Consider the following 25,035-nt stretch of genomic DNA (forward strand, 5'->3'; position numbering starts at 1 on the left):
ATAATCATACAGTATATTCAGGTTATAAAACCAGCATGTCCTTGCAATAGTTTCAGTATGGTATTAGCATTGATGCGTTAGATGATGGCATTCTCACTCCAGCCAGAGCCACCAACTCAGGGCTGGAAAGTAAAAAACCGACGCAAAGTCGGTTTTTTTACATCCGGATTCGGACAAGGCTTGGTACGGCAGCGACCCGATGAAAGTATATCAATCCTCTTTCACCACCATGTATAGCAAACTGTCCCTCCGCCAGCTGAAGAAATCGCTAATTCTTGCAATGTTAGTCACTGGCTAATAGTATTGAACCGTTAGATAAGAGCTCTCTCACTCCAGCCAGAGCCACCAACTCAGGCTGAAGAGTAAAAAACCGACGCAAAGTCGGTTTTTTATGTCCTGATTCAGACCTCCTTTCAAATGAATACCCAACTCAAAATTCACACCTATTACCTTCCTCTGCACATACGAATTCGTTAAACCATATATGTTTTTGACTTATCCGCTTCGAAGAGAGACACTAAGTGCAACAATCAGGAGCGCAATATGTCATTTCTGTTACCCATCCAACTCTTCAAAATTCTTGCCGATGAAACCCGTTTGGGCATCGTTTTACTGCTCAGCGAGCTGGGAGAGTTATGCGTCTGCGATCTCTGCACTGCCCTCGATCAGTCGCAGCCCAAGATCTCCCGCCATCTGGCATTACTGCGTGAAAGTGGGCTATTGCTGGACCGCAAGCAAGGAAAGTGGGTTCATTACCGTTTATCGCCGCATATTCCAGCATGGGCGGCGAAAATTATTGAGCAGGCCTGGCGATGCGAACAGGAAAAGGTTCAGGTGATTGTCCGTAACCTCGCCAGACAAAATTGTTCCGCAGACAGTAAGAATATTTGTAGTTAAAAAATTTATCTAAACACATATGAATATTCGAATGTGTTTTATCAAGGAGGCATGATGTTACTGGCGGGCGCTATCTTTGTCCTGACCATCGTATTGGTTATCTGGCAGCCGAAAGGTTTAGGCATCGGCTGGAGTGCGACACTGGGCGCCGTACTGGCGTTAGTTACTGGCGTGGTCCATCCGGGCGATATTCCGGTGGTGTGGAATATCGTCTGGAACGCGACGGCGGCGTTTATAGCCGTCATTATCATCAGCTTGCTGCTGGATGAGTCCGGCTTTTTTGAATGGGCGGCGCTGCACGTCTCACGCTGGGGCAATGGGCGCGGTCGCTTGCTGTTTACCTGGATTGTCCTGCTCGGTGCTGCCGTTGCAGCTCTGTTTGCCAATGATGGCGCGGCGCTTATTTTGACACCGATTGTCATCGCCATGCTGCTGGCTTTAGGGTTCAACAAAGGCACTACGCTGGCGTTTGTTATGGCGGCCGGATTCATTGCCGATACCGCCAGCCTGCCGCTTATTGTCTCTAACCTGGTGAATATCGTTTCGGCAGATTTCTTTAGCCTCGACTTTCGCGAATACGCCTCGGTGATGGTGCCGGTGGATATCGCTGCAATACTGGCTACCCTGGTGATGTTGCATCTCTATTTCCGCAAAGATATTCCGCAGAACTACGACATGGCGCTGCTAAAATCTCCCGCAGAAGCGGTTAAAGATCCTGCCACCTTCAAAACTGGCGGGGTTGTTTTACTGCTTCTGCTGGTGGGATTTTTCGTCCTGGAACCGCTCGGCATTCCGGTAAGCGCCATTGCGGCAGTGGGCGCGCTGATATTATTTGTCGTCGCTAAACGCGGTCATGCGATTAATACGGGTAAGGTGCTGCGCGGTGCGCCCTGGCAGATTGTCATCTTCTCGCTCGGCATGTATCTGGTGGTTTATGGCCTGCGCAATGCCGGATTAACGGAATATCTTTCTGGCGTACTCAACGTGCTGGCGGATAACGGCCTGTGGGCGGCGACGCTCGGCACCGGATTCCTCACCGCCTTCCTCTCTTCTATTATGAACAATATGCCGACGGTACTGGTTGGCGCGTTGTCCATTGATGGCAGCACGGCATCTGGTGTCATCAAAGAAGCGATGGTTTATGCCAACGTAATTGGCTGCGATTTGGGGCCGAAAATTACACCGATTGGTAGCCTGGCAACGCTGCTCTGGCTGCACGTACTTTCGCAGAAGAATATGACTATCAGCTGGGGATATTACTTCCGTACAGGGATTATCATGACCCTGCCGGTGCTGTTTGTGACGCTCGCCGCGCTGGCGCTTCGTCTCTCTTTCACTTTGTAATGAGATACTGATATGAGCAACATTACTATTTATCACAACCCGGCCTGCGGCACGTCGCGTAATACGCTGGAGATGATTCGCAACAGCGGTACAGAACCGACCATTATCTATTATCTGGAAACTCCACCCACACGCGATGAACTGATCAAGCTCATTGCCGATATGGGGATTTCCGTTCGTGCGCTGTTGCGTAAAAACGTTGAGCCGTATGAGGAACTGGGCCTTGCAGAAGATAAATTTACTGACGATCGGTTAATCGACTTTATGCTGCAATATCCCATCCTGATTAACCGCCCGATTGTGGTGACACCGCTGGGAACTCGCCTGTGCCGCCCTTCAGAAGTGGTGCTGGAAATTCTGCCAGATGCGCAACAACGCGCGTTCACCAAGGAAGATGGCGAGAAAGTGGTTGATGAGGCGGGTAAACGCCTGAAATAGCTAAAGGGGGATATGCCCCCTTATTTGTTCTTCGTGGCTCCTTCGCCATCTGTTTTGCTGTTTACGCAGCACTCCTCACGTAAAAATTCAATTATCGCTTCCAGCATTGCGTATTGCGAAACACACATCAGCGTCCGACTCTCACGGTTTTGTTTGACCAACCCTACCGATACCAGTGCTGAAATATGGTGACTGAGTGTAGAGCCGGGTATCCCAAGCTGCTTTTGCAACTCACCGACCGGCAAACCTTGTTCCCCCGCTTTGACCAGATGCTTAAATATGAACAAACGGGTCGGGTGACCTAGCTCTTTCAGCGCTTTAGCAACTTCTTCCAACTGCATATGACTCCCCTCTGTCTGGTTGATATTTCGATAATACCAGAAATATCTTGATCTGAATTTCATTTCGATTATTCTGGAAATATAGATTTATTCAATGAGGTTACGTATGAGTAGTTGGCTTGCGATGCTGCAAGATGCCGCAGAGATGTTTGTGTTTCTCGCCGTCGAGCTTTCTTTGCTGTTTATAGTGATTAGTGCCGGTGTCAGCCTGATAAGACAAAAGGTGCCAGACCATAAAATCCAGCAGATGATGGGGGCCAGAAAAGGGAGAGGTTATCTCCTGGCTGCTCTGTTGGGAGCCGTTACCCCGTTCTGTAGTTGCTCGACAATCCCCATGTTACGTGGATTGTTATCAGCGAAAGCCGGGTTTGGTCCGACCCTCACTTTTTTATTTGTTTCCCCATTACTTAATCCCATTATCGTCGGGTTAATGTGGGTGACCTTTGGCTGGAAAGTTACCTTGTTGTACGCGATTATCGCCGCCGGCGTCTCCGTACTTGCCAGTATTATCCTGGATTCCCTGGGATTTGAACGTCATATCATTGCCAGTAAAAGCTCATCAGCAAATTGTTGTGCTCCAGCCAAAACTTCGCCGGGGACGACATATACGCCAATAGAAGTGAGTTGCTGTAGTCCAACGGCTAAAGCCATTGAGAAACCCGTAGTTAACTGTTGCAATACCAAAGCTGTGGTAAGTATTAATCCCATAAAACTAGCCACCAAAGATGCGTTGCAACAGTTTAAAGATGTACTGCCATATCTTTTGTTAGGGGTATTAATAGGCTCTTTTATTTATGGCTTTATTCCCTCAGAGTGGATTGCCGCTCATGCAGGGGCAGATAATCCCTTCGCCATCCCATTGAGCGCCGTTGTTGGTATTCCGCTATATATCCGGGCAGAGGCAGTTATCCCTCTGGCATCTGTTTTGATGACAAAAGGAATGGGTCTGGGAGCATTAATGGCATTAATCATCGGCAGTGCCGGCGCAAGCCTGACGGAAGTGATATTACTTAAATCAATGTTCAGAATACCGATGATAGTTGCATTCCTGACGGTTATATTAGGTATGGCTATCTTGATGGGCTATTTGACTCAAATGCTATTTTAAATAGATGCCAGCAGTAAACTATAAGGAGTATTGTGAGTGCCTTATCCTTCTGAGTAGAAAATCATAGATAGGATAATCCTTAAAAATAACAAATAACTTAACTAATGCTTTGAGAATGATGACGGATCCGTCAGTAAGTCATCAATCGACAATCACCACGCAATCATGCTTCTCTGACATTTTATCGGAGAAGCAATGTCTCTTTGTCTCAGTATCATCCCCCTTTTAAAGGGTAGATTTCAGTCGCCAATACAACACATTTTTAAATACACTTTAACCTGGTTCATTATTACACATCTAAAACATCACAAAAATATCACTTCACACACTATCGGAGAACATCATAACTTCTTAAAATGAGCGCTTTTTGATAGTTGTTAATGTTTTCCTTTACGATACTATCACTGCCCTTTTTTTATACACAAATATTATCGGGTGGAAATGAAAGGGAAGTTAAAGGTAATTATATCAGGAAGATATGACGCATTGTGTTTATTTCCGCGTAGAAGAAAATCCATTCCTGCTCTAATTCTCCGATTTACAAAAATTTAGCGAAATAGATGAACAATAAGGAATGTTATGTCAATTGACTTTACCCCAGGTATGATAAATACATATCACGGCGATATTTATAACCGCACAACAGATACCGACAATGTTAAAACACCAGACACACCGATGTGGCCTTGTGATAATCAGGAAGAACAGCAACCCATTAATTTTTCATTGTCTGAAGAAGGATATAACGCTGAACAATTTGATTTAGCGCAACAACAACTCCAACAAATTAATGCGTGCCACACGAACACCACATATACAAATGCAGACTACTCAAAAGTTGTGGCTCAACTTGTAAAACTTATTAATAACATTGAAACGATAAGTTCGACACCACTTACGCAACAGACACAATCAATACTTAATCAGATTAATAACATTAGATACGAAAAGAATAAAAACTCTGAATCTAAAATCATTGTTGTCTTTAATCCTAAGCCCAATAAGCCAATCATAACTAAAATTCTCGTAGAAGAGGGAATACCAGTAAGATTCAGTGTCCAAACCGTTTCTTCCGAAAATAAAAATTTTTCTGGGCTACGAACTGATTTACCAACTGATATAAAAGATATTCAACGCTTGTACCAAAAAATGACAAGGTTGTATATTGAGCACAGTGAAAATGAAAACAGGATGAAAGTCTTTGCTGGAACCAACTTTATTGATTTCAATATGACAGGACAGGACCTGTCCGGGTTCGTTCTAACCTTGTCAAGGTTTTATTTCGAAGATCTACTTAATGTAAACTTCACTGACGCAAATTTATTTGATACTATTTTTTCACATAAGGAAAACCCCATCACAAAATTACATAAAGATGAACAATATGTTGACAAACAAATCAATGGTTTATTTTCAACATTATTAACCATTAATGACAACTCTTTAAGAGCAAAAGCGGAAATTGCTTCGACAATAATAGAATTATTAGAAACCAGGGTAAACAATCTTTCATACAACGACATAATAAAATATCAGCAAGAATTCCAAAAAGAATGTTACAAGCAAGTTAAAGATTTTACAACACCCTCTCGATACAATAGAATTAAAAAATGGGCACAAATGTCTGAATATCAATTCGAAATATTTCAACACGATACGTTTCATCCTAAAAAAATGTCATACGCACCTTATTTAAAGAGATCGCTACCTGATGAAAAAACTATAAATTATGGGGTAGAAATAGAAACACCAATTGGCAAAAGAATTCGCTTATCAAATCATTACCAGAATATAATCCCATAATATTGAACATTAGCGCTTTATAAGCATTGAATAAAAATAGATTTTATGCACCTTTAAAAAAAGGCTATTTTATGGGGCGATGGATACTCATGTCACGCCACAAAATTAACAGAATTAAACTAAACAGAAGGGATATAAACATCAGACAGGTTTACGTTACTATCAGGCATATCGCCTCAGAATCAGATGAAAACTATAAAGAAATATCTATTATGGTTTTAATATTTGTTGATAAGGATAGTAACATGAACATGACAAAAGGTGCACTCATCCTCAGCCTTTCATTTTTGCTTGCCGCATGTAGTTCAATTCCGCAAAATATCAAAGGTAATAACCAACCTGATATTCAAAAAAGTTTTGTTGCTGTTCATAACCAGCCGGGGTTATATGTTGGTCAACAAGCGCGCTTTGGTGGGAAGGTTATCAACGTTATCAATGGCAAAACGGATACGTTGTTAGAAATCGCTGTATTACCGTTGGATAGCTATGCGAAGCCTGATATTGAAGCCAACTATCAGGGCCGACTGCTCGCCAGACAAAGCGGCTTCCTTGATCCAGTGAACTATCGTAATCACTTTGTTACCATCCTCGGTACCATTCAGGGTGAACAACCTGGCTTTATCAATAAAGTCCCGTATAACTTCCTCGAAGTGAATATGCAGGGCATCCAGGTGTGGCATTTGAGAGAAGTGGTTAATACCACCTATAACCTGTGGGATTACGGCTATGGTGCATTCTGGCCGGAACCGGGCTGGGGTGCGCCTTACTACACCAACGCGGTGAGTCAGGTAACACCTGAGCTGGTCAAATAACACCACCGAAAGATGCAGATGCTTTCTCAGCATCTGCATCATGCATTACATCAAATTAATACACAGTAAGCTAATTATTATTATAAGCCCTGTCCTGTTAATTACCTTTGGCAAACTGATTATAAAGTTAATGTCCGCACCAGGAGTCGGTTATGTTTCTTATAATTACCAGGGATACGATGTTCTTCACTGCGATGAAAAACATTCTGAGTAAAGGTAATGTCGTTCATATACAGAACGAAGAAGAGATCGACGTAATGTTGCATCAGCATGCCTTCGTCATTATTGATACATTAATGAATAATGTATTTCATTCTAATTTGCTCACTCAAATTGAACGATTAAAACCTGTCCATGTGATTATTTTCTCTCCCTTTAATATTAAACGCTGCCTGGGGAAAGTACCGGTGACCTTTGTTCCGCGAACTATCACCATCATCGACTTTGTCGCACTCATCAATGGCAGTTACTGCTCTGTGCCTGAAGCGGATGTGGCCCTTTCGCGCAAGCAGCATCAGGTTCTGAGCTGCATTGCGAATCAAATGACAACGGAAGATATTCTGGAGAAACTGAAAATATCGCTAAAAACGTTCTACTGCCATAAACACAATATCATGATGATCCTCAATCTTAAGCGGATCAATGAGTTGGTACGCCATCAGCATATTGATTATCTGGTGTGATCGATTGATTAATATAAAGAGGCCCAGCAATAAATAGCCAGACCTCCCGTTAATTATACGTTATGCAGTAACGCCTTCCGGTATCAGCGAAGCAATTTGCTTACGCCATTGCGCTTGCTCCTGTTCGCCTTCTGTACGTTGACCATAAAGTTGCGCTATCTGCGTACCATCATGGGCAAACAATTCCAGACTGGTCACATAACCGTCACTAGCAGGTTTACGGGTTACCCAGGTTTCAGCAATGCTCTCTTCTAATAGATGAAGAGTAAACGTCGGGTTAAAAATATTCAGCCAACCTTTCATTGGCACCACTTTTTCTACCACGCCAGTGAAAATCTGTACGCAGCCACGGTTGCCAACAAACACCATGATTTCATTGCCATCCTGCTGTGCAGATTCAAGAATTTGCGCCAACGCACTGTTGGATACTTTGCAGGCCAAATCGTCTGCCACCAGATTGAACGCCTGTTGGCGCGTCAGGTTGTGGCGCTTGAGCAACGTAAAAAACTGATGAACGTCGGTCATCGCCCGCCACTCTTGCTCGACCACACTGGCATCGGCTCGCGTTTGAACAACTGGCGCATCAACGGCTTTTAACTCAAGCGGCGTATTCTCATCGGTGATAAACCGTGCCAGAAGCTCACTCCATGCCGCCATATCGGTATTGTCGGTGGCATAAACTTTTAGTAATGCATCGCCCTGATGATCAAAGAACTGAATACTCTGGCGTTCGCCACGAGCCGTGTTTTCTTTGATGTGGAAAACACTGGCCCATTGATTGAGAAACAGACGTAAATCCAGCGCGCGCGGATTGAGGATCAATCCGGCATGTCCGTTCAAATGCTGGTTTGTGAACGCACCAACTTGCTCATGGACTGCATATTCATTACGGCAAATACATTTGGTCTCGCCAACACTTTCGAGCGCCGCCAGAATGTCACGGATATCGCCGCGCATCCGCCACGCGTCGTGCGTGACGCGCGCAAATGCCAGTTCTGCTTCGCTGATATTCATTAAACCTGCGATGTCACGCGCGTACTTTCCGGGATTTTGTTCTTTTAACTCAAGCCAGCGTGTGTAGTGGTTCATTGTCTCTCTTCCTTCCAGATAAATGCCCCGAAATATCGGGGCAGATGATTACCATTGATAACTCACGAAAATTTTTCCGTTACGACCATCCTGTGGGATGCCTTGTGGTGACCAGTACTCTTTGTCGAAAGCGTTACCCAACACCAAAGTAGTGGTCATACCTTTGAGCGCCTGTTGTCCTTGATAACTGACGTAGAAATCATTCACGCCATAGCCTGGTTGTTTGCTGTAACTGCTGCTGATATGTGTTGAGCGATCGGCAAACGTACCAACCCACCCAACAGAGAAGCCACTGTGAGCGATCGGAATATTCAGGGTACTGGTAACGGTATCCGGGTTAATGCTGGAGATATATTCCCCAGTATCGGTGTCTTTGCCGCGGGTACGGTTATAGGCCACATCAAGGCTAAACAGATCAGTGGTATATTTCGTCATTACATCCCAGCCCCAGATTTTGGCGTTCGGGACGTTATACGACATAGTTGTCGCCGCCGCGAAATCGACGGTCGTGGAGATGTAATCCTTCGCTTTGGTATCAAAGTAGCTGGCTTTAAATTCCAGAGCATCATTGGACAACATCAGGTCATCAAAACGCAGCCCAAAACCGTACTCCTGAGTTTCGTTAGTTTCCGGACGTAAGTTCGGGTTTGGCACCCAATAGTTGGTATAGAAGCGACCAATCGAGAAGTGCTTAGAATCGTTATACATTTCGCCCATCGTCGGGGCGCGGAATGCCTGGGCATATGAGCCAAATAACATCAGCCAGTTGGTCGGGTTGATAGTCATCCCCGCACGAGATGACCATTTGTCAGCATCAACATCTTTGTAGCCGTCGCTGCTACCGCGATAACTGTCATAGCGGGTTCCGCCAAGCAGGGTAATCGGCAGATCGCGTAAGGTGATCTCATCCTGTAGCCAGCCAGAGCTAAAATCGATTTTTGCTTGCGGGAAGCCCGTGGTCGCGCCGCCCGGATGTTGTTCCTGACGATAATACTCACCGCCATATGTCAGTAAGTGAGAAGCGAAACTGTCGGCAAATAGAGTGGAACGGTTCTCCAGCCTGGCTCCTTTTGTTATCTGTTCACGATACTCGCCGGAACTCCCCGTGTTTTGCGCATTAATACGGACTTCCGACCAGTAAATTTTTGCATCTGCATTTAACCAGTCGTTGCCCTGCGGGGCGAGTTTATAAGAAAGCTGCGCATCGCGTTGAATTGTTGAACGATCAACCATCGGGTTGCTGCTATCAGAAGCCTCAACAGTCTGCGGATTTTTTGGTTCACGCGCGTCGTTGTTGTAGTAACGCACTAAACCGCTCAGAGACTGGGCTGAATCAATTTGCCAAGTCCCTTTCGCCAGCATGTTATTAATGGACTCGTCATTCGGCGCGGTTTCACCATTGCTCTGGCGTAAATCACCCCGATCGCGACTGGACCAGGCCACAATACCATCCAGATTTTCAGTTCGCCCAAACGCGCTCGCGCCTAATCCCAGGCTATGGTCCCCCGTGCCGCCAGTACCAAAGACACGAAAACCACTGCTTTGTCCTTCCTGCAATAAATCTTTTGCATCGACCGTATCGTAGGAGATCACTCCACCCAGCGCGCCACTGCCATACAGTAATGCTGAAGGTCCGCGAACAATCTCAACACGCTTGATCAGCGCCGGATCGAGAAAAGTGCCATTCAGGTGTCCGGTATCCGTTCCCTGGCGAACACCATCGACAAGAACCAGCACGCCGCGATGATCATAGCCACGCATATTTACATCCTGACCGTTGGTTCGTCCGGTACCATCAAGAGTAATTCCAGGAACATGACGCAGCAAATCAGTGGCTGAAGTAGCCGTTTGATTTTCAGGAGCGGAAGTGTCGATAACGCTGACCATCATAGGCGCTTCGAAGGAACTACGTGCATTCCCCGTTGCCGTAACGGTCATGGTTTCAGTAGCAAAAGCAAACGTTGGCAAGGTGGCAGAAACAGCCAAAGCCAACAAACTCAAACGCAACGAGGTAAATTGCGGACGTGACATAGCGATTCTCCATGAGGAAAATAAAAAATGCTGGCTGCCTGGGTTAATACCGGGGTGGCTGGCGAAAAATAAATTTATTTACAATTCAAATGATTAGATATCACCACGGGAAGCTATTAGCGTATATATCCCGTAAAATTGCCGAATATTTCTGATAATTCAGCAAAAGCACGCCCTCTTTGTCAGGCAAAGTAGTACGCCACGTCTGAAGTGAAGAGTGCTGTGCGTTTTCCCTTACAAAAGATATGATTTTGTTATCCATGATGTCATATTTTGTTAAACTCAAACGTGATAATGAGAATTATTATCGATCAATTTTTTATGATCAAGCTTTTTTTAACCGCCATTAACACAATAAACAGGGGGTTATGAAATCTATCCAGCATCCAGAAAACCATCCTGTGTTTATGGCTATCCCCCCACAACCTCATCACAAAACGTTGTCGTTAACAGTGATAATTTTCTCTTCTCTTTGCTCTGCAAGCCGCGATATCTCCGGGTTCTCAGCTTTTTCCCGCGCTGAAATTTAATCGGTAACAAGAACATTAGCTGACGAAGCATCTTGATAAAAATCAAAAATAAATACGCTTGTAACGCCGTGCGTATTGAATCGACGGTTGTATTTCATATATAACTCAAATGATAATCATGATCATTCTCAATTTGATAAGGGTTCTCATATTATGCCAAGGATCATCACCAGGCCGTTTCTTTTTTCCCCACTGACGTTATGTATTTCAGCCGTGGCCTCTGCCGCGAAGACCATGGTAAAACGAAAAAAATTGTTTACGGCATTACTGGCTCTTAGCTGGACTTTTAGCGTAACGGCTGCCGAACGTATCGTGGTCGCAGGAGGATCGCTGACGGAGCTAATCTACGCGATGGGCGCTGGCAAACGCGTGGTTGGTGTCGATGAAACGACATCTTATCCACCAGAAACCGCCAGACTGCCGCATATTGGTTACTGGAAACAACTCAGCAGCGAAGGCATTTTGTCACTTCGCCCGGATAGCGTAATTACCTGGCAGGATGCAGGACCGCAAATTGTGCTCGACCAACTGCGGGCGCAAAAAGTCAACGTCGTCACCCTGCCGCGTGTGCCTGCCACCCTTGAGCAGATGTACGCCAACATTCGCCAACTGGCAAAAACGCTACAGGTTCCTGAACAAGGCGAGGCGCTGGTGACACAGATCAATCAACGCCTGGAGCGAGTACAGCAAAACGTGGCGGCCAAAAAAGCCCCGGTTAAAGCCATGTTTATTCTCTCCGCAGGCGGAAGTGCGCCGCAGGTTGCCGGTAAAGGCAGCGTCGCGGACGCCATTCTTTCGCTTGCCGGAGCAGAAAACGTCGCTACCCACCAGCAGTACAAAAGCTACAGCGCGGAATCGCTGATTGCGGCTAACCCTGAAGTGATTGTCGTCACCTCACAAATGGTCGATGGCGATATTAATCGGCTACGTTCTATTGCCGGAATTACCCACACCGCCGCCTGGAAGAACCAGCGCATTATCACCGTTGATCAAAACCTGATTCTGGGAATGGGTCCGCGTATTGCTGATGTCGTTGAGTCTTTACACCAGCAGCTTTGGCCGCAATAAATGGATTTAAATCAGACGAATGAACACAAATAACACCCTGGATCTCACGCCACATTTTGCTTTAGACGGTGATCAGCCCTTTAAAGACAGGCGCGCCATGATGCCGTTTCGTGGGGCCATTCCGGTTGCCAAAGAGCAACTGGCACAGACCTGGCAAGAGATGATCAATCAAACGGTATCACCACGTAAGCGACTGGTTTACCTACACATTCCTTTTTGTGCGACACACTGCACGTTTTGTGGTTTTTATCAGAACCGTTTTAATGAAGATGCGTGTGCTCATTATACCGACGCCCTGATTCGTGAAATAGAACTGGAAGCAGACAGCGTATTGCATCAGTCTGCCCCCATCCACGCGGTCTATTTCGGTGGCGGTACGCCTTCCGCGCTTTCGGCACACGATTTGGCCAGAATCATCACCACATTACGAGAAAAGCTGCCACTGGCCCCTGATTGTGAAATCACTATCGAAGGCCGGGTACTGAATTTTGACGCTGAGCGAATCGATGCTTGCCTTGATGCTGGAGCAAACCGCTTCTCAATTGGTATTCAGTCGTTTAACAGCAAAATCCGCAAGAAAATGGCCCGCACCTCGGATGGCCCAACCGCTATTGCGTTTATGGAAAGCCTGGTTAAACGCGACCGTGCCGCGGTGGTCTGTGACCTGCTGTTTGGTCTGCCGGGTCAGGATGCGCAAACCTGGGGAGAAGATCTGGTTATTGCCCGCGATATCGGTCTCGACGGCGTCGATCTCTATGCGCTCAATGTCCTGCCCAATACACCGCTGGGCAAAGCCGTGGAAAATGGGCGTACTACCGTGCCCTCTCCGGCAGAACGTCGCGATCTTTACCTGCAAGGGTGTGATTTTATGGACGATGCCGGTTGGCGCTGCATCAGTAACAGCCACTGGGGCCGTACCACACGCGAACGCAATCTCTATAACCTGCTGATAAAACAAGGTGCCGATTGTCTGGCCTTTGGTTCCGGAGCCGGTGGTTCGATTAATGGTTACTCCTGGATGAACGAACGCAATCTTCAGACCTGGCATGAATCCGTCGCGGCAGGCAAAAAACCGCTGATGATGATCATGCGTAACGCCGAACGTGATGCGCAATGGCGTCATACCTTGCAGTCAGGTGTTGAAACAGCGCGTGTACCGCTGGACGAACTTACGCCACATGCCGAAAAACTCGCGCCGTTACTGGCTCAATGGCACCAAAAAGGCTTAAGCCGCGATGCGTCAACTTGCCTGCGGCTGACTAATGAAGGTCGTTTCTGGGCAAGCAATATTTTGCAGTCTCTTAATGAACTAATTCAGGTACTTAATGCGCCAGCGATTGTGCGTGAAAAACCATAACAGGAGTGATTTATGAGCCATGTCTCGTTACAAGAATTTTTGAAAACGGAGCCGGACGGTACGCTGGAGGTGGTAGCCGAACAATACAACACCACGCTGCTGGAAGTAGTGAAAAATCTGCCCTCCTCTACCATAGTGTCAGGCGATAAATTCGATACTGTCTGGGATACCGTCTGCGAATGGGGCAACGTCACCACGTTAGTACATACTGCCGATGTCATCCTCGAATTTAGCGGCGAACTGCCTTCGGGTTTCCACCGCCACGGCTATTTCAACCTACGCGGAAAGCACGGCATGTCCGGGCATATCAAAGCAGAAAACTGCACACATATTGCCTTGATCGAACGTAAATTTATGGGCATGGACACCGCATCCATTCTCTTTTTCAACAAAGAAGGCAGCGCAATGCTGAAAATCTTCCTCGGCAGGGATGACCATCGTCAGCTCCTGAGCGAACAGGTCAGCGCCTTCCATGCTCTGGAAGCATCGTTAAAGGAACACGCCTGATGACGCCGTGGCTACTCTTTGGCGCAGGCGGAAAAGGTGTGGGTGCCAGAACGCTTGAACTGGCGCTGGCGGAACAACGTCCGGTCGTTGCTGTCATTCGTCATGCTGATGCCGCCACGAAACTGGCGCAACAAGGCGTACAGGTTTTTACAGGCGACGCCTGTGATGCCAGCGTAGTCGCGGCTGCTTGCCGCGCAGCTGGCCCGGATGCGCTTATCATCTCAACAATGGGCGGAGCTCAGGATTATCTGGCGCACAGAACAGTGATTGACGAGGCCGAGAAGGCTGGCATCAGTCGCATGATTCTGGTGACCTCTTTGGGATGCGGCGATAGCTGGCCGTTTTTATCAGAGCGGGCAAAGGCTGCGTTTGGTCAGGCGGTACGGGAAAAAACGCTGGCGGAAAGCTGGTTGCAAACCAGCCAGCTTGATTATGCCATTCTCCGCCCTGGCGGTCTGCTTGATGGGGCGGCAACGGGCAAAGCACAACGGATACAAAATCAGGAGTGTCATGGTTTTGTTCACCGTGCCGATGTCGCCGCACATATCCATGAACTGGCAAATGCGCCAGCACTTAACCAGCAGGTCTACAGTCTGATTGAACCGGACCTGAAACCGGCGTGATCCCCCGGCGCGGTATGTCCGCGCCGTAATGTCGTAACGGAGTTTTGCGTGCTCAAGGATTCACTCTCTTCCGCCAGGGTCTTTATGGGGCTATCACTATTATTGCTCGCTCTGGTGCTGTTTGGTGCCAGTCAGGGAGCGTTAAAGATCAGTTTTGATGCCCTTTTTGATGAGGAATACCGCGATATCTGGCTCAATATTCGTCTACCAAGGGTTTTGCTGGCGGTGCTGGTAGGTGCAGCGTTGGCAACCGCAGGGGTAATTATGCAAGGGCTTTTTCGCAACCCAATGGCTGACCCTGGATTACTTGGCGTCAGTAGCGGTTCTGCATTAATGGTTGGCGTTGCTATTGTGCTGCCCTTCTCCTTCCCAGTGGTGCTGGTGCTCTATGAGCAAATGGTGTTTGCCATTGCCGGAAGTTTAGTGGTCTGCACCATCATTTTTCTCATCACGCAGCGCCATCGCGATGGCAGCATGATGCAATTATTACTCGCCGGTATCGCCATCAATGCCCTGTGCGGCGCAGCGATCGGCATCCTGAGCTATATCGGCGATGAGCAGCAGCTACGACAACTCACATTGTGGATGATGGGCAATCTTGGACAGGCGCAATGGCCGACGTTATTGGTTGCCAGTTCATTCATCCTACCGGCCATTATCGCAACAACTTGTCTCGCCGGAACGCTGAATTTACTGCAGCTCGGTGATGAAGAAGCCCACTACCTCGGCGTGAACGTTAAGCGTAAACGCCAGCAATTACTGTTAGTGAGCTCACTGCTCGTTGGTGCCGCCGTATCGGTAAGCGGCATTATCGGCTTTATTGGCCTGGTGATCCCGCATCTGATTCGCATGACTACCGGGGCAAATCACCGCTGGCTAATCCCTTGTTCCGCCCTCGCCGGAGCCTGTTTATTGCTGATGGCAGACACGCTTGCCCGCACGCTGGTACAGCCAGCAGAAATGCCCGTGGGATTATTAACCAGCCTGCTTGGTGGCCCTTATTTTATGTGGTTGATTCTGCGCAACCGGAGGATCACATGATCAGCGCCCAGAATCTGGTTTATAGCCTTCAGGGGCGGCGTCTGACTGATAATGTCTCGCTGACTTTTCCCGGTGGGGAAATTGTTGCCATCCTCGGCCCTAATGGTGCGGGAAAATCTACGCTGCTTCGCCAGCTAACCGGCTATCTTCAACCTGATAGCGGCGAATGTCGGTTGTTTAATAAGCCATTAAATGAATGGTCGATTACTGAACTGGCGAAACACCGGGCCGTGATGCGTCAAAATAGCCACATGGCGTTTCCATTCAGCGTACAAGAAGTTATCCAGATGGGGCGGCATCCGCATCGTACTGGTAATCAGGATAATGAAACAGCACAAATAATAGCGTTATGTGACTGTCAGGCGTTAGCAAACCGCGACTATCGGCAATTATCCGGTGGTGAACAACAGCGCGTGCAATTAGCGCGCCTGCTGGTGCAACTCTGGGAACCTACTCCCTCACCGAAATGGTTATTTCTTGATGAACCAACTTCGGCGCTGGATATTCACCATCAGCAGCACTTGTTTCGTTTATTACGCCAGTTAGTTCACGAACGGCAGTTCAATGTTTGCTGCGTATTGCACGATCTAAATCTTGCCGCGCGTTATGCAGACCGTGTTGTATTAATGCAAAAAGGAAAGGTTATCGCAAATGGTAAGCCGCAGGACGTATTGACACAGCAGGCGCTGACAATGCTCTACGGCGCGGATATTACCGTACTTAAAGATCCTGCCAACCATTCACCACTGATCGTCCTCGATCATTAAAACCAACAGGAGTACCGCACTGGTACTCCTGCGAATAAATAACTATACAGATTAGCTAATTGAAACGCCTTTCACCCCTGCCATACCTTTTAATAATCGCAACAGATCTTCTATCGACGTTGTGGCATGAAGCTGGATATCAATGGCGACCACTTCATGATCTTCATTTTCCTGCAACGAAACTAAATCCGTTTTTATTTTTTGCTGCTTAAACCAGTCGAGCATTGATACCGTATTACCGTTCACTAATGTCAGCTGTAAATGGTAATTTTTGTTCATCAGGCGGAAGGTTAATTGATGGAAGACTTCCAGCACCAGCAAGGTCATCACTGAACCATAAATACCCAGTTCGTACATACCGCTGCCAATAACCATACCAATGGCGGCGGTCACCCAGATATCCGCTGCCGTCGTCAGACCTACAATATTTTGGTTACGAACGAGAATGTTACCTGCACCGATAAACCCGACGCCCGTCACCACCTGAGCAGCAATACGGCTGGGGTCCAGTCCGACGTGATCTAAAGACAGCACGTCAGCAAAACCATATTTCGAAACAATCATAAACAGGGCGCTTCCCATGCCAATTAATACATGTGTGCGTAACCCTGCTCCTTTGCCGCGCATTTGCCTTTCCATGCCAATAGCGCCACAGGCAATTGCCGCGAGTATAAGACGTATAATAAATTCTGCTGTCATATAAAAATGCAAAAAGGAGCAGCAAGATGGCTCAACTTGCTACTCCTTTTTACTTGTACCTTATTAATTCGGCAAGTCATTAGATGCTTGATTTTTGAAGGTATACAAATTTTTCTGCGGGTTTTTCTTGCAGTATTCGATCACTTTAGGAATTTGAGTGAGATCGGTTTCATTTAAAGTAACGGTATCGCCACCTTTATATACTGTTTCTTCATGCAGCATCCACCACGCAACTGGTGTCATTGCTTTTGGATTCAGATCAATAAATTCCTGGCAGGTCATATCTTTAGCGGATTCATTGGCTGCCAGCGCAGATTGTGCGTTCACCAGTGACAAAGCCGCTACAGCGCCCATAAAAATAAACGCTTTACGGAGAGATGCAATGTTCATTTTGTAACCCATTCAATATAGAGATTATATACAAACAGGAGGAATAGCTGCTTTTAAAGAAGATATTCCGGCCTGTTCAATATGCAAGGAAATACGATGTAACGCATTCCCGGAATTACATATCTTTCTTAATTTTGTCCCATTCGCCTTTAACTTTATCTTTAAAGCTGGCTTTTTTATCCTGAGTACAAGCCTGAACGATAGCTGGGGTTACGGTTGCAATACCCTGAACATCTAAAACCGCATCTTCTGGTTTATCTTTGTTGTTCAGTGCTTCAGCAAAACCAACTGCAGTTGGCTGGAAGGATTCGTCCACAGCCAGGAAATCTTCACAGGTCCAGGAGTTGACCGGTTTTTTGTTATCAGCTGCTTTTTGTGCATCCGCTGCACTGCTCACTACTGGCAGAAGAAGCAGACCACCAAGAATAACGCCTAATACTTTTTTCATCGTAATATCCTCAACTATAAAGTGAAAGAGCCGTCACGAATCAATTTCGACACTGAGGTTATAACCTGGTTTTCTGTATATGTCATGTTGATGGAAAATATCAAAATCAGATATTTTTATTTCAATACAATGAGTTACAGATGCATCAGATACTGTAATTAGGAAATTTTTATTAAATCGACTGCATTCTTACACGCGTTTTTGGCATAGATTGATAGCAGGGGATTTTCTTCTTAATTTTATAGGGTGGTTCTATGTTATATATAGATAAGGCAACAATTTTGAAGTTTGATCTGGAGATGCTTAAAAAACATCGCAGAGCAATCCAGTTTATTGCCGTGCTGCTGTTTATCGTCGGGTTGCTGTGTATCAGTTTTCCGTTCGTCTCTGGCGATATTTTAAGCACAGTAGTGGGTGCATTATTAATCTGCTCGGGTATTGCGCTTATTGTCGGGTTATTCAGCAACCGCAGTCATAATTTCTGGCCGGTATTATCCGGTTTCCTCGTCGCAGTCGCCTATTTATTGATCGGCTATTTCTTCATCCGCGCACCAGAGCTGGGCATTTTTGCCATTGCGGCATTTATTGCCGGTTTGTTCTGTGTGGCAGGGGTTATTCGCCTGATGAGTTGGTATCGTCAGCGTTCAATGAAAGGCAGTTGGCTACAGCTCGTTATTGGTGTGCTGGATATCGTCATTGCCTGGATATTCCTTGGTGCTACGCCGATGGTGTCGGTAACGCTGGTTTCCACACTGGTGGGAATTGAACTGATATTTAGCGCCGCCAGTCTGTTCAGCTTCGCCAGTTTGTTCGTTAAAAAGCAATAATTATCCCTATTTCCACCTGGATCATAGTCACATTAAGTGACTATGATCCAGTTAATACTCTCTTAGCTATACAGTGTTTCAGTTCAATTACGCACTATCATTGAAACAATTGCCTGCTGTTGATTATTTCAACCTACTGAATTTAATCTGATTTTTTCATTCCATGGCAAATTAGCCATTTCAAACATTATCATGGCTGATATTTTCCGTGGTCAGGTTTAATGTTTTAAAAGTGCTGTGGGAAAGTGAACAAAGAGTTCTGTAAGCGTTGATGCTATAGGCGGTTAAATAAGTAATCCGGGTTCATTTTTTTGCAGCTGGCGTTGATTACATTGCATAAATATCCGTGTCTCCAGACGCTATATAAAAACCTGAAGACATGAATGAGTTATTTACTCAGGTAATTTCAATGCGTTAAAAGAAAGCTGGCAATCCAATTGCCAGCCTAAGTCGAAACAAGGAGACTCGATATTTAAATCGGATTACATTTTAACTTTAGTAATATTCTTCAGAGATCACAAACTGGTTATTGATAACTTATTCTTGGGCAGTAATCCGCAAACGTTAACTTTTTGTTTATCATTTACAAATTGATAACAACCAGGAATTTTACTTAGGATCAATATATGGAGTGCGTGATGGATAAATCTGAAGTATTGATTAGTGTTAATAGACGTATTAGTTCACGAAGGGCAAAGTTCTTATAGGCGTTTACTATATTGAACAACGATTCGGACAAGGATGTAAATAATGAAAAGGATGACATGTTCGAAACGATAACGGCTAAGGAGCAAGTTATGATTTTTCTCATGACGAAAGATTCTTTTCTTTTACAGGGCTTTTGGCAGTTGAAAGATAATCACGAAATGATAAAAATCAATTCCCTGTCAGAGATCAAAAAAGTAGGCAATAAACCCTTCAAGGTTATCATTGATACCTATCACAATCATATCCTTGATGAAGAAGCGATTAAATTTCTGGAGAAATTAGATGCCGAGAGAATTATTGTTTTGGCACCTTATCACATCAGTAAACTAAAAGCTAAAGCGCCTATTTATTTTGTCAGCCGTAAAGAAAGTATCAAAAATCTTCTTGAGATTACTTATGGTAAACACTTGCCCCATAAGAATTCACAACTATGTTTTTCACATAATCAGTTCAAAATTATGCAACTGATTCTGAAAAACAAAAATGAAAGCAATATCACGTCAACGCTCAACATTTCGCAACAAACATTAAAGATTCAGAAATTCAACATTATGTACAAGCTGAAATTAAGACGTATGAGCGACATCGTCACCCTGGGTATCACATCTTATTTTTAGTAAGGACATAAGCAACTGAAATTGATGGCTGGCATGACGAGGGATGCAGATGCTGATTTCAATACCCCCGGTGATTATTGAAGGAGAGACGAAAACGACTTTATTCCCCTGGTATGTGTATCCACCAGTAGAACCCTTCGTTGCCCGAATGCTGGCAGAAACTGTTGGCAGAACGGCAACATTTTTTTTGTCGTTGACCTCACCATGTCGATCATTGTGCTTGCATCCCATCTTACTGGCTGACAACCCCACTATGCCGCTGGTCTGTAAATCCCTCATATCTCTCCTCGCGCGCAATTTAAAGAACCGTTATTTCTCAAGAATTTTCAGGGACTAAAATGAACAGAAGAAGAAAACTGTTAATACCGTTGTTATTCTGCGGCGCGATGCTCACCGCCTGCGATGACAAATCGGCGGAAAACGCCGCCGCCATGACGCCTGAGGTCGGTGTCGTCACACTCTCCCCCGGTTCGGTCAATGTGTTGAGCGAATTGCCCGGTAGAACCGTTCCTTATGAAGTTGCCGAGATACGTCCCCAGGTGGGCGGTATTATCATTAAACGCAACTTTATCGAAGGCGATAAAGTGAACCAGGGCGATTCGCTGTATCAGATTGATCCTGCGCCTTTACAGGCAGAGCTGAACTCCGCCAAAGGTTCGCTGGCGAAAGCGCTCTCTACCGCCAGCAATGCCCGCATCACCTTTAACCGCCAGGCATCGTTGCTGAAGACCAACTACGTTAGCCGTCAGGATTACGACACCGCGCGCACCCAGTTGAATGAAGCAGAAGCCAATGTCACCATCGCCAAAGCGGCTGTTGAACAGGCGACTATCAACCTGCAATACGCAAATGTCACCTCGCCGATTACGGGCGTCAGCGGGAAATCGTCGGTGACCGTCGGCGCACTCGTTACCGCTAATCAGGCAGATTCGCTGGTTACCGTACAACGTCTGGACCCGATTTATGTCGATCTCACGCAGTCGGTGCAGGATTTCTTGCGCATGAAAGAAGAGGTCGCCAGTGGGCAAATCAAACAGGTTCAGGGCAGTACGCCAGTACAGCTCAATCTGGAAAATGGTAAACGTTACAGCCAGACTGGCACGCTGAAATTCTCCGACCCAACGGTAGATGAAACCACGGGCTCCGTGACGTTACGGGCGATTTTCCCCAACCCAAATGGTGACTTGCTGCCTGGCATGTATGTCACGGCATTAGTGGATGAAGGTAGCCGCCAGAATGTATTACTGGTGCCGCAGGAAGGCGTCACCCACAACGCCCAGGGTAAAGCAACGGCACTCATTCTGGATAAAGACGATGTCGTGCAGCTACGCGAAATTGAAGCCAGCAAAGCCATCGGCGACCAGTGGGTTGTCACCTCTGGCTTGCAGGCCGGCGATCGGGTGATCGTTTCCGGTTTGCAACGCATTCGTCCGGGTATCAAAGCACGAGCAATTTCCTCCAGCCAGGAAAACGCCAGCACCGAATCGAAACAATAACGTTGCAGGCTTAAGGGGACTTTCATGGCTAACTATTTTATTGATCGCCCGGTTTTTGCCTGGGTACTTGCCATTATTATGATGCTTGCAGGTGGTCTGGCGATCATGAACTTACCGGTTGCGCAGTATCCGCAGATTGCGCCACCGACCATTACCATCAGCGCTACCTATCCGGGTGCCGATGCGCAAACAGTAGAAGACTCGGTCACTCAGGTGATTGAGCAAAATATGAATGGGCTTGATGGCCTGATGTACATGTCTTCAACCAGCGATGCGGCAGGTAATGCCTCCATCACTCTGACCTTCGAGACTGGGACATCGCCTGATATCGCACAGGTTCAGGTGCAAAATAAACTGCAGCTCGCTATGCCTTCATTACCTGAAGCGGTGCAGCAGCAGGGGATTAGCGTCGATAAGTCGAGCAGTAATATCCTGATGGTAGCGGCATTTATTTCTGATAACGGCAGCCTCAACCAGTACGATATCGCGGACTATGTAGCGTCTAATATCAAAGACCCGCTAAGCCGTACCGCGGGCGTTGGTAGCGTACAGCTCTTTGGTTCCGAGTACGCCATGCGTATCTGGCTGGACCCGCAAAAACTCAATAAATATAACCTGGTACCTTCCGATGTTATTTCCCAGATTAAGGTGCAAAACAACCAGATTTCCGGTGGTCAACTGGGTGGCATGCCACAGGCGGCAGACCAGCAACTGAACGCCTCGATCATTGTGCAGACGCGTCTGCAAACACCGGAAGAATTTGGCAAAATCCTGTTGAAAGTTCAGCAAGATGGTTCGCAAGTGCTGCTGCGTGATGTCGCCCGCGTCGAACTTGGGGCGGAAGATTATTCCACCGTGGCGCGCTATAACGGCAAACCTGCTGCCGGGATCGCCATCAAACTGGCTACCGGAGCAAACGCCCTGGATACCTCGCGAGCGGTGAAAGAGGAGCTGAACCGTTTATCGGCTTATTTCCCTGCAAGCCTGAAGACGGTTTATCCTTACGACACCACACCGTTTATCAAAATTTCTATTCAGGAAGTTTTCAAAACGCTGGTTGAGGCTATCATCCTCGTCTTCCTGGTCATGTATCTGTTTTTGCAGAATTTCCGCGCCACAATCATCCCGACGATTGCCGTACCGGTGGTTATTCTCGGGACGTTTGCGATCTTGTCGGCGGTCGGTTTCACCATCAACACGTTAACTATGTTCGGGATGGTGCTGGCGATAGGGTTACTGGTGGATGACGCCATCGTGGTGGTGGAGAACGTCGAGCGTGTCATTGCGGAAGATAAGCTACCGCCGAAGGAAGCGACGCATAAATCGATGAGGCAGATCCAACGTGCGCTGGTCGGGATTGCCGTTGTTCTTTCCGCAGTGTTTATGCCGATGGCCTTTATGAGCGGTGCAACCGGGGAGATCTACCGACAGTTCTCCATCACGCTGATCTCCTCCATGCTGCTTTCAGTATTTGTGGCAATGAGCCTGACCCCTGCCCTGTGCGCCACCATTCTGAAAGCCGCGCCGGAAGGCGGTCACAAACCTAACGCCCTGTTCGCACGCTTCAACACGCTGTTTGAAAAATCAACTCAGCACTATACCGACAGCACCCGTTCGCTGTTGCGTTGTACCGGTCGCTACATGGTGGTCTACCTGCTGATTTGCGCCGGGATGGCGGTGCTGTTCCTGCGTACGCCGACCTCTTTCTTACCAGAAGAGGATCAGGGGGTATTTATGACCACCGCTCAGTTACCTTCCGGTGCCACCATGGTTAACACCACGAAAGTGCTGCAACAGGTGACGGATTATTATCTGACTAAAGAGAAAGATAATGTTCAGTCGGTGTTTACCGTTGGCGGCTTTGGCTTCAGCGGCCAGGGGCAAAACAACGGTCTGGCGTTTATCAGCCTCAAACCGTGGTCTGAACGTGTCGGTGAGGAAAACTCGGTTACCGCGATCATTCAGCGGGCAATGATTGCGTTAAGCAGTATCAATAAAGCCGTCGTCTTCCCGTTCAACTTACCCGCGGTGGCTGAACTGGGTACCGCGTCAGGTTTTGATATGGAACTGCTGGACAACGGCAACCTGGGGCACGAAAAACTGACCCAGGCGCGAAACGAGCTGTTATCACTGGCAGCGCAATCACCGAATCAGGTCACCGGGGTTCGCCCGAACGGCCTGGAAGATACGCCGATGTTCAAAGTGAACGTCAACGCTGCGAAAGCCGAGGCTATGGGCGTGGCGCTGTCTGATATCAACCAGACAATTTCCACCGCCTTCGGCAGCAGCTACGTGAACGACTTCCTCAACCAGGGGCGGGTGAAAAAAGTGTATGTCCAGGCAGGCACGCCGTTCCGTATGTTGCCGGATAACATCAACCAATGGTATGTACGCAACGCCTCTGGCACGATGGCACCGCTTTCTGCCTACTCGTCTACCGAATGGACCTATGGTTCACCGCGACTGGAACGCTACAACGGCATCCCGTCAATGGAGATTTTAGGTGAAGCGGCGGCCGGTAAAAGTACCGGTGACGCCATGAAATTTATGGCAGACCTGGTCGCTAAACTTCCGGCAGGCGTCGGCTACTCATGGACCGGACTGTCGTATCAGGAAGCGTTATCCTCAAATCAGGCTCCCGCGCTGTATGCCATTTCACTGGTCGTGGTGTTCCTCGCCCTCGCCGCACTTTATGAGAGCTGGTCAATTCCGTTCTCGGTGATGTTGGTTGTACCGTTAGGCGTCGTTGGCGCATTACTGGCCACCGATCTACGCGGCTTAAGTAATGACGTCTACTTCCAGGTTGGTTTGCTGACCACCATCGGGCTTTCCGCCAAAAACGCCATCCTGATTGTCGAATTTGCCGTTGAGATGATGCAGAAAGAAGGGAAAACGCCGATAGAGGCGATCATCGAAGCGGCGCGAATGCGTTTACGCCCAATCCTGATGACCTCTCTGGCCTTTATTCTCGGCGTGCTGCCGCTGGTTATCAGTCATGGTGCCGGTTCTGGCGCGCAAAACGCGGTAGGTACCGGCGTGATGGGCGGGATGTTTGCCGCAACAGTGCTGGCAATTTACTTCGTTCCGGTCTTTTTCGTTGTAGTGGAACATCTCTTTGCCCGCTTTAAAAAAGCGTAACGTGTAAATGAGAGTAAGGTTGAACGTGAAGGTTCAGCCTTACTCTTTCCTGCTAACCATTCACCACTCAACAACCAGCTAACCGTCAGGAATACCAGGCTTAGTACACAGCACTGAAAGTAGAAACCACTCCAGCCATTCGTCATCAATTTGAACAGCACAATACTGACCCACATTCCCGTAATCGTATGAATTGTCAGCTTAATAATCCCAAACATGCCGAGTCTTTTCCTCCTGAAAATACCTATACCGCCTGGCAAACTGCGAAAGAGA

24 protein-coding genes are annotated in these 25,035 nt (G+C 47.0%); 17 read left to right on the plus strand and 7 right to left on the minus strand.

The features are described from left to right. The first annotated feature begins 543 nt into the window (after nt 1–543). From arsR to arsC, 3 genes are read left to right on the plus strand one after another with little or no spacing between them, the layout of a single operon-like run. On the plus strand, nt 544–897 hold the full coding sequence (gene arsR, locus ACJHWR_RS09275; protein ID WP_000008961.1) for an As(III)-sensing metalloregulatory transcriptional repressor ArsR: 354 nt from the start codon (nt 544–546) through the stop codon (nt 895–897). Between the two features lie 54 nt (nt 898–951). After that, nucleotides 952–2,241: an arsenite/antimonite:H(+) antiporter ArsB gene (arsB, locus tag ACJHWR_RS09280; RefSeq protein ID WP_001572034.1), complete on the plus strand. Its 1,290-nt coding sequence runs from the start codon at nt 952–954 to the stop codon at nt 2,239–2,241. 12 nt (nt 2,242–2,253) lie between these two features. Continuing rightward, nucleotides 2,254–2,679: a glutaredoxin-dependent arsenate reductase gene (gene arsC, locus ACJHWR_RS09285; RefSeq protein WP_000065783.1), complete on the plus strand. Its 426-nt coding sequence runs from the start codon at nt 2,254–2,256 to the stop codon at nt 2,677–2,679. 20 nt (nt 2,680–2,699) lie between these two features. On the opposite strand, the gene ACJHWR_RS09290 is transcribed toward arsC, so the two are convergent. Next, nucleotides 2,700–3,020: an ArsR/SmtB family transcription factor gene (locus ACJHWR_RS09290; RefSeq protein ID WP_001175590.1), complete on the minus strand. Its 321-nt coding sequence runs from the start codon at nt 3,018–3,020 to the stop codon at nt 2,700–2,702. Nucleotides 3,021–3,126: 106 nt separating this feature from the next. On the opposite strand from ACJHWR_RS09290, the gene ACJHWR_RS09295 reads away from it, so the two are divergent. The 4 genes from ACJHWR_RS09295 (at nt 3,127) to ACJHWR_RS09310 (ending at nt 7,426) form a co-directional block, all read left to right on the plus strand. Continuing rightward, nucleotides 3,127–4,128 (plus strand): permease, encoded by a 1,002-nt coding sequence (locus ACJHWR_RS09295; RefSeq protein ID WP_000100281.1) that lies wholly within the window; start codon nt 3,127–3,129, stop codon nt 4,126–4,128. Nucleotides 4,129–4,707: 579 nt separating this feature from the next. Continuing rightward, nucleotides 4,708–5,931: a hypothetical protein gene (locus ACJHWR_RS09300; protein WP_000020632.1), complete on the plus strand. Its 1,224-nt coding sequence runs from the start codon at nt 4,708–4,710 to the stop codon at nt 5,929–5,931. A 245-nt stretch (nt 5,932–6,176) separates the two neighbouring features. Continuing rightward, nucleotides 6,177–6,743, plus strand: coding sequence for an outer membrane lipoprotein Slp (gene slp / locus ACJHWR_RS09305; protein WP_001057453.1), 567 nt, complete (start codon nt 6,177–6,179; stop codon nt 6,741–6,743). Between the two features lie 152 nt (nt 6,744–6,895). Beyond that, complete coding sequence (locus ACJHWR_RS09310; RefSeq protein WP_000478614.1) at nt 6,896–7,426, plus strand: helix-turn-helix transcriptional regulator; 531 nt, start codon at nt 6,896–6,898, stop codon at nt 7,424–7,426. A 60-nt stretch (nt 7,427–7,486) separates the two neighbouring features. On the opposite strand, the gene chuS is transcribed toward ACJHWR_RS09310, so the two are convergent. Together chuS and chuA are read right to left on the minus strand one after the other, a co-directional pair. After that, on the minus strand, nt 7,487–8,515 hold the full coding sequence (gene chuS, locus ACJHWR_RS09315) for a hematinate-forming heme oxygenase ChuS (RefSeq protein ID WP_001017184.1): 1,029 nt from the start codon (nt 8,513–8,515) through the stop codon (nt 7,487–7,489). Nucleotides 8,516–8,563: 48 nt separating this feature from the next. After that, a complete protein-coding gene (gene chuA, locus ACJHWR_RS09320; RefSeq protein WP_000089583.1) occupies nt 8,564–10,546 on the minus strand; it encodes a TonB-dependent heme/hemoglobin receptor ChuA/ShuA in 1,983 nt (660 codons plus the stop codon). A 683-nt stretch (nt 10,547–11,229) separates the two neighbouring features. On the opposite strand from chuA, the gene chuT reads away from it, so the two are divergent. From chuT to ACJHWR_RS09350, 6 genes are read left to right on the plus strand one after another with little or no spacing between them, the layout of a single operon-like run. Beyond that, nucleotides 11,230–12,144 carry a heme ABC transporter substrate-binding protein ChuT gene (gene chuT / locus ACJHWR_RS09325; RefSeq protein ID WP_012311611.1) on the plus strand — a complete coding sequence of 305 codons (915 nt, stop codon included), beginning with the start codon at nt 11,230–11,232 and terminating at the stop codon, nt 12,142–12,144. Nucleotides 12,145–12,163: 19 nt separating this feature from the next. Further along, nucleotides 12,164–13,501 carry a heme anaerobic degradation radical SAM methyltransferase ChuW/HutW gene (hutW, locus tag ACJHWR_RS09330; RefSeq protein WP_410226693.1) on the plus strand — a complete coding sequence of 446 codons (1,338 nt, stop codon included), beginning with the start codon at nt 12,164–12,166 and terminating at the stop codon, nt 13,499–13,501. 12 nt (nt 13,502–13,513) lie between these two features. Then, entirely contained in the window at nt 13,514–14,008 is a 495-nt protein-coding gene (hutX, locus tag ACJHWR_RS09335) for a heme utilization cystosolic carrier protein HutX (protein ID WP_000020041.1), read from the plus strand. Further along, the gene (gene chuY / locus ACJHWR_RS09340) at nt 14,008–14,631 is read left to right on the plus strand and encodes an anaerobilin reductase (RefSeq protein WP_000189350.1); all 624 of its coding nucleotides are present in this window, start codon (nt 14,008–14,010) and stop codon (nt 14,629–14,631) included. The genes hutX and chuY overlap by 1 nt, the downstream gene beginning before the upstream one ends. 48 nt (nt 14,632–14,679) lie before the next feature. Next, nucleotides 14,680–15,672 (plus strand): heme ABC transporter permease ShuU/ChuU, encoded by a 993-nt coding sequence (gene shuU, locus ACJHWR_RS09345; protein ID WP_000910402.1) that lies wholly within the window; start codon nt 14,680–14,682, stop codon nt 15,670–15,672. After that, complete coding sequence (locus ACJHWR_RS09350; RefSeq protein ID WP_023147074.1) at nt 15,669–16,439, plus strand: heme ABC transporter ATP-binding protein; 771 nt, start codon at nt 15,669–15,671, stop codon at nt 16,437–16,439. Before shuU ends, ACJHWR_RS09350 begins: the two co-directional genes overlap by 4 nt. Nucleotides 16,440–16,490: 51 nt before the next feature. Here the strand turns inward: ACJHWR_RS09350 and ACJHWR_RS09355 are convergent, their stop codons facing one another. The 3 genes from ACJHWR_RS09355 to hdeA form a co-directional block, all read right to left on the minus strand. Continuing rightward, nucleotides 16,491–17,138 (minus strand): MgtC/SapB family protein, encoded by a 648-nt coding sequence (locus ACJHWR_RS09355; RefSeq protein WP_001296814.1) that lies wholly within the window; start codon nt 17,136–17,138, stop codon nt 16,491–16,493. A 63-nt stretch (nt 17,139–17,201) separates the two neighbouring features. Continuing rightward, the gene (gene hdeB / locus ACJHWR_RS09360; protein WP_012602567.1) at nt 17,202–17,528 is read right to left on the minus strand and encodes an acid-activated periplasmic chaperone HdeB; all 327 of its coding nucleotides are present in this window, start codon (nt 17,526–17,528) and stop codon (nt 17,202–17,204) included. Nucleotides 17,529–17,643: 115 nt separating this feature from the next. Beyond that, entirely contained in the window at nt 17,644–17,976 is a 333-nt protein-coding gene (gene hdeA, locus ACJHWR_RS09365) for an acid-activated periplasmic chaperone HdeA (RefSeq protein ID WP_000756555.1), read from the minus strand. 254 nt (nt 17,977–18,230) lie between these two features. Between hdeA and hdeD the strand changes: the two genes are divergently transcribed. Both hdeD and gadE read left to right on the plus strand, forming a co-directional pair. Continuing rightward, complete coding sequence (gene hdeD / locus ACJHWR_RS09370; RefSeq protein WP_000965671.1) at nt 18,231–18,803, plus strand: acid-resistance protein HdeD; 573 nt, start codon at nt 18,231–18,233, stop codon at nt 18,801–18,803. Between the two features lie 797 nt (nt 18,804–19,600). Then, nucleotides 19,601–20,128, plus strand: a complete 528-nt coding sequence (gene gadE / locus ACJHWR_RS09375; RefSeq protein ID WP_000576690.1) for an acid resistance transcriptional activator GadE — start codon at nt 19,601–19,603, stop codon at nt 20,126–20,128. Here the strand turns inward: gadE and ACJHWR_RS09380 are convergent. Beyond that, entirely contained in the window at nt 20,078–20,407 is a 330-nt protein-coding gene (locus ACJHWR_RS09380; protein WP_016234986.1) for a hypothetical protein, read from the minus strand. The genes gadE and ACJHWR_RS09380 overlap by 51 nt on opposite strands. A gap of 107 nt (nt 20,408–20,514) precedes the next feature. Between ACJHWR_RS09380 and mdtE the strand changes: the two genes are divergently transcribed. Further along, nucleotides 20,515–21,624 (plus strand): multidrug transporter subunit MdtE, encoded by a 1,110-nt coding sequence (gene mdtE, locus ACJHWR_RS09385; RefSeq protein ID WP_320339530.1) that lies wholly within the window; start codon nt 20,515–20,517, stop codon nt 21,622–21,624. 24 nt (nt 21,625–21,648) lie between these two features. Then, the gene (gene mdtF / locus ACJHWR_RS09390) at nt 21,649–24,762 is read left to right on the plus strand and encodes a multidrug efflux pump RND permease MdtF (protein ID WP_000024854.1); all 3,114 of its coding nucleotides are present in this window, start codon (nt 21,649–21,651) and stop codon (nt 24,760–24,762) included. Nucleotides 24,763–25,035 lie beyond the last annotated feature (273 nt).

Source organism: Escherichia sp. WS568, assembly GCF_046486085.1.
In the GTDB taxonomy this organism is placed as follows: domain Bacteria; phylum Pseudomonadota; class Gammaproteobacteria; order Enterobacterales; family Enterobacteriaceae; genus Escherichia; species Escherichia coli.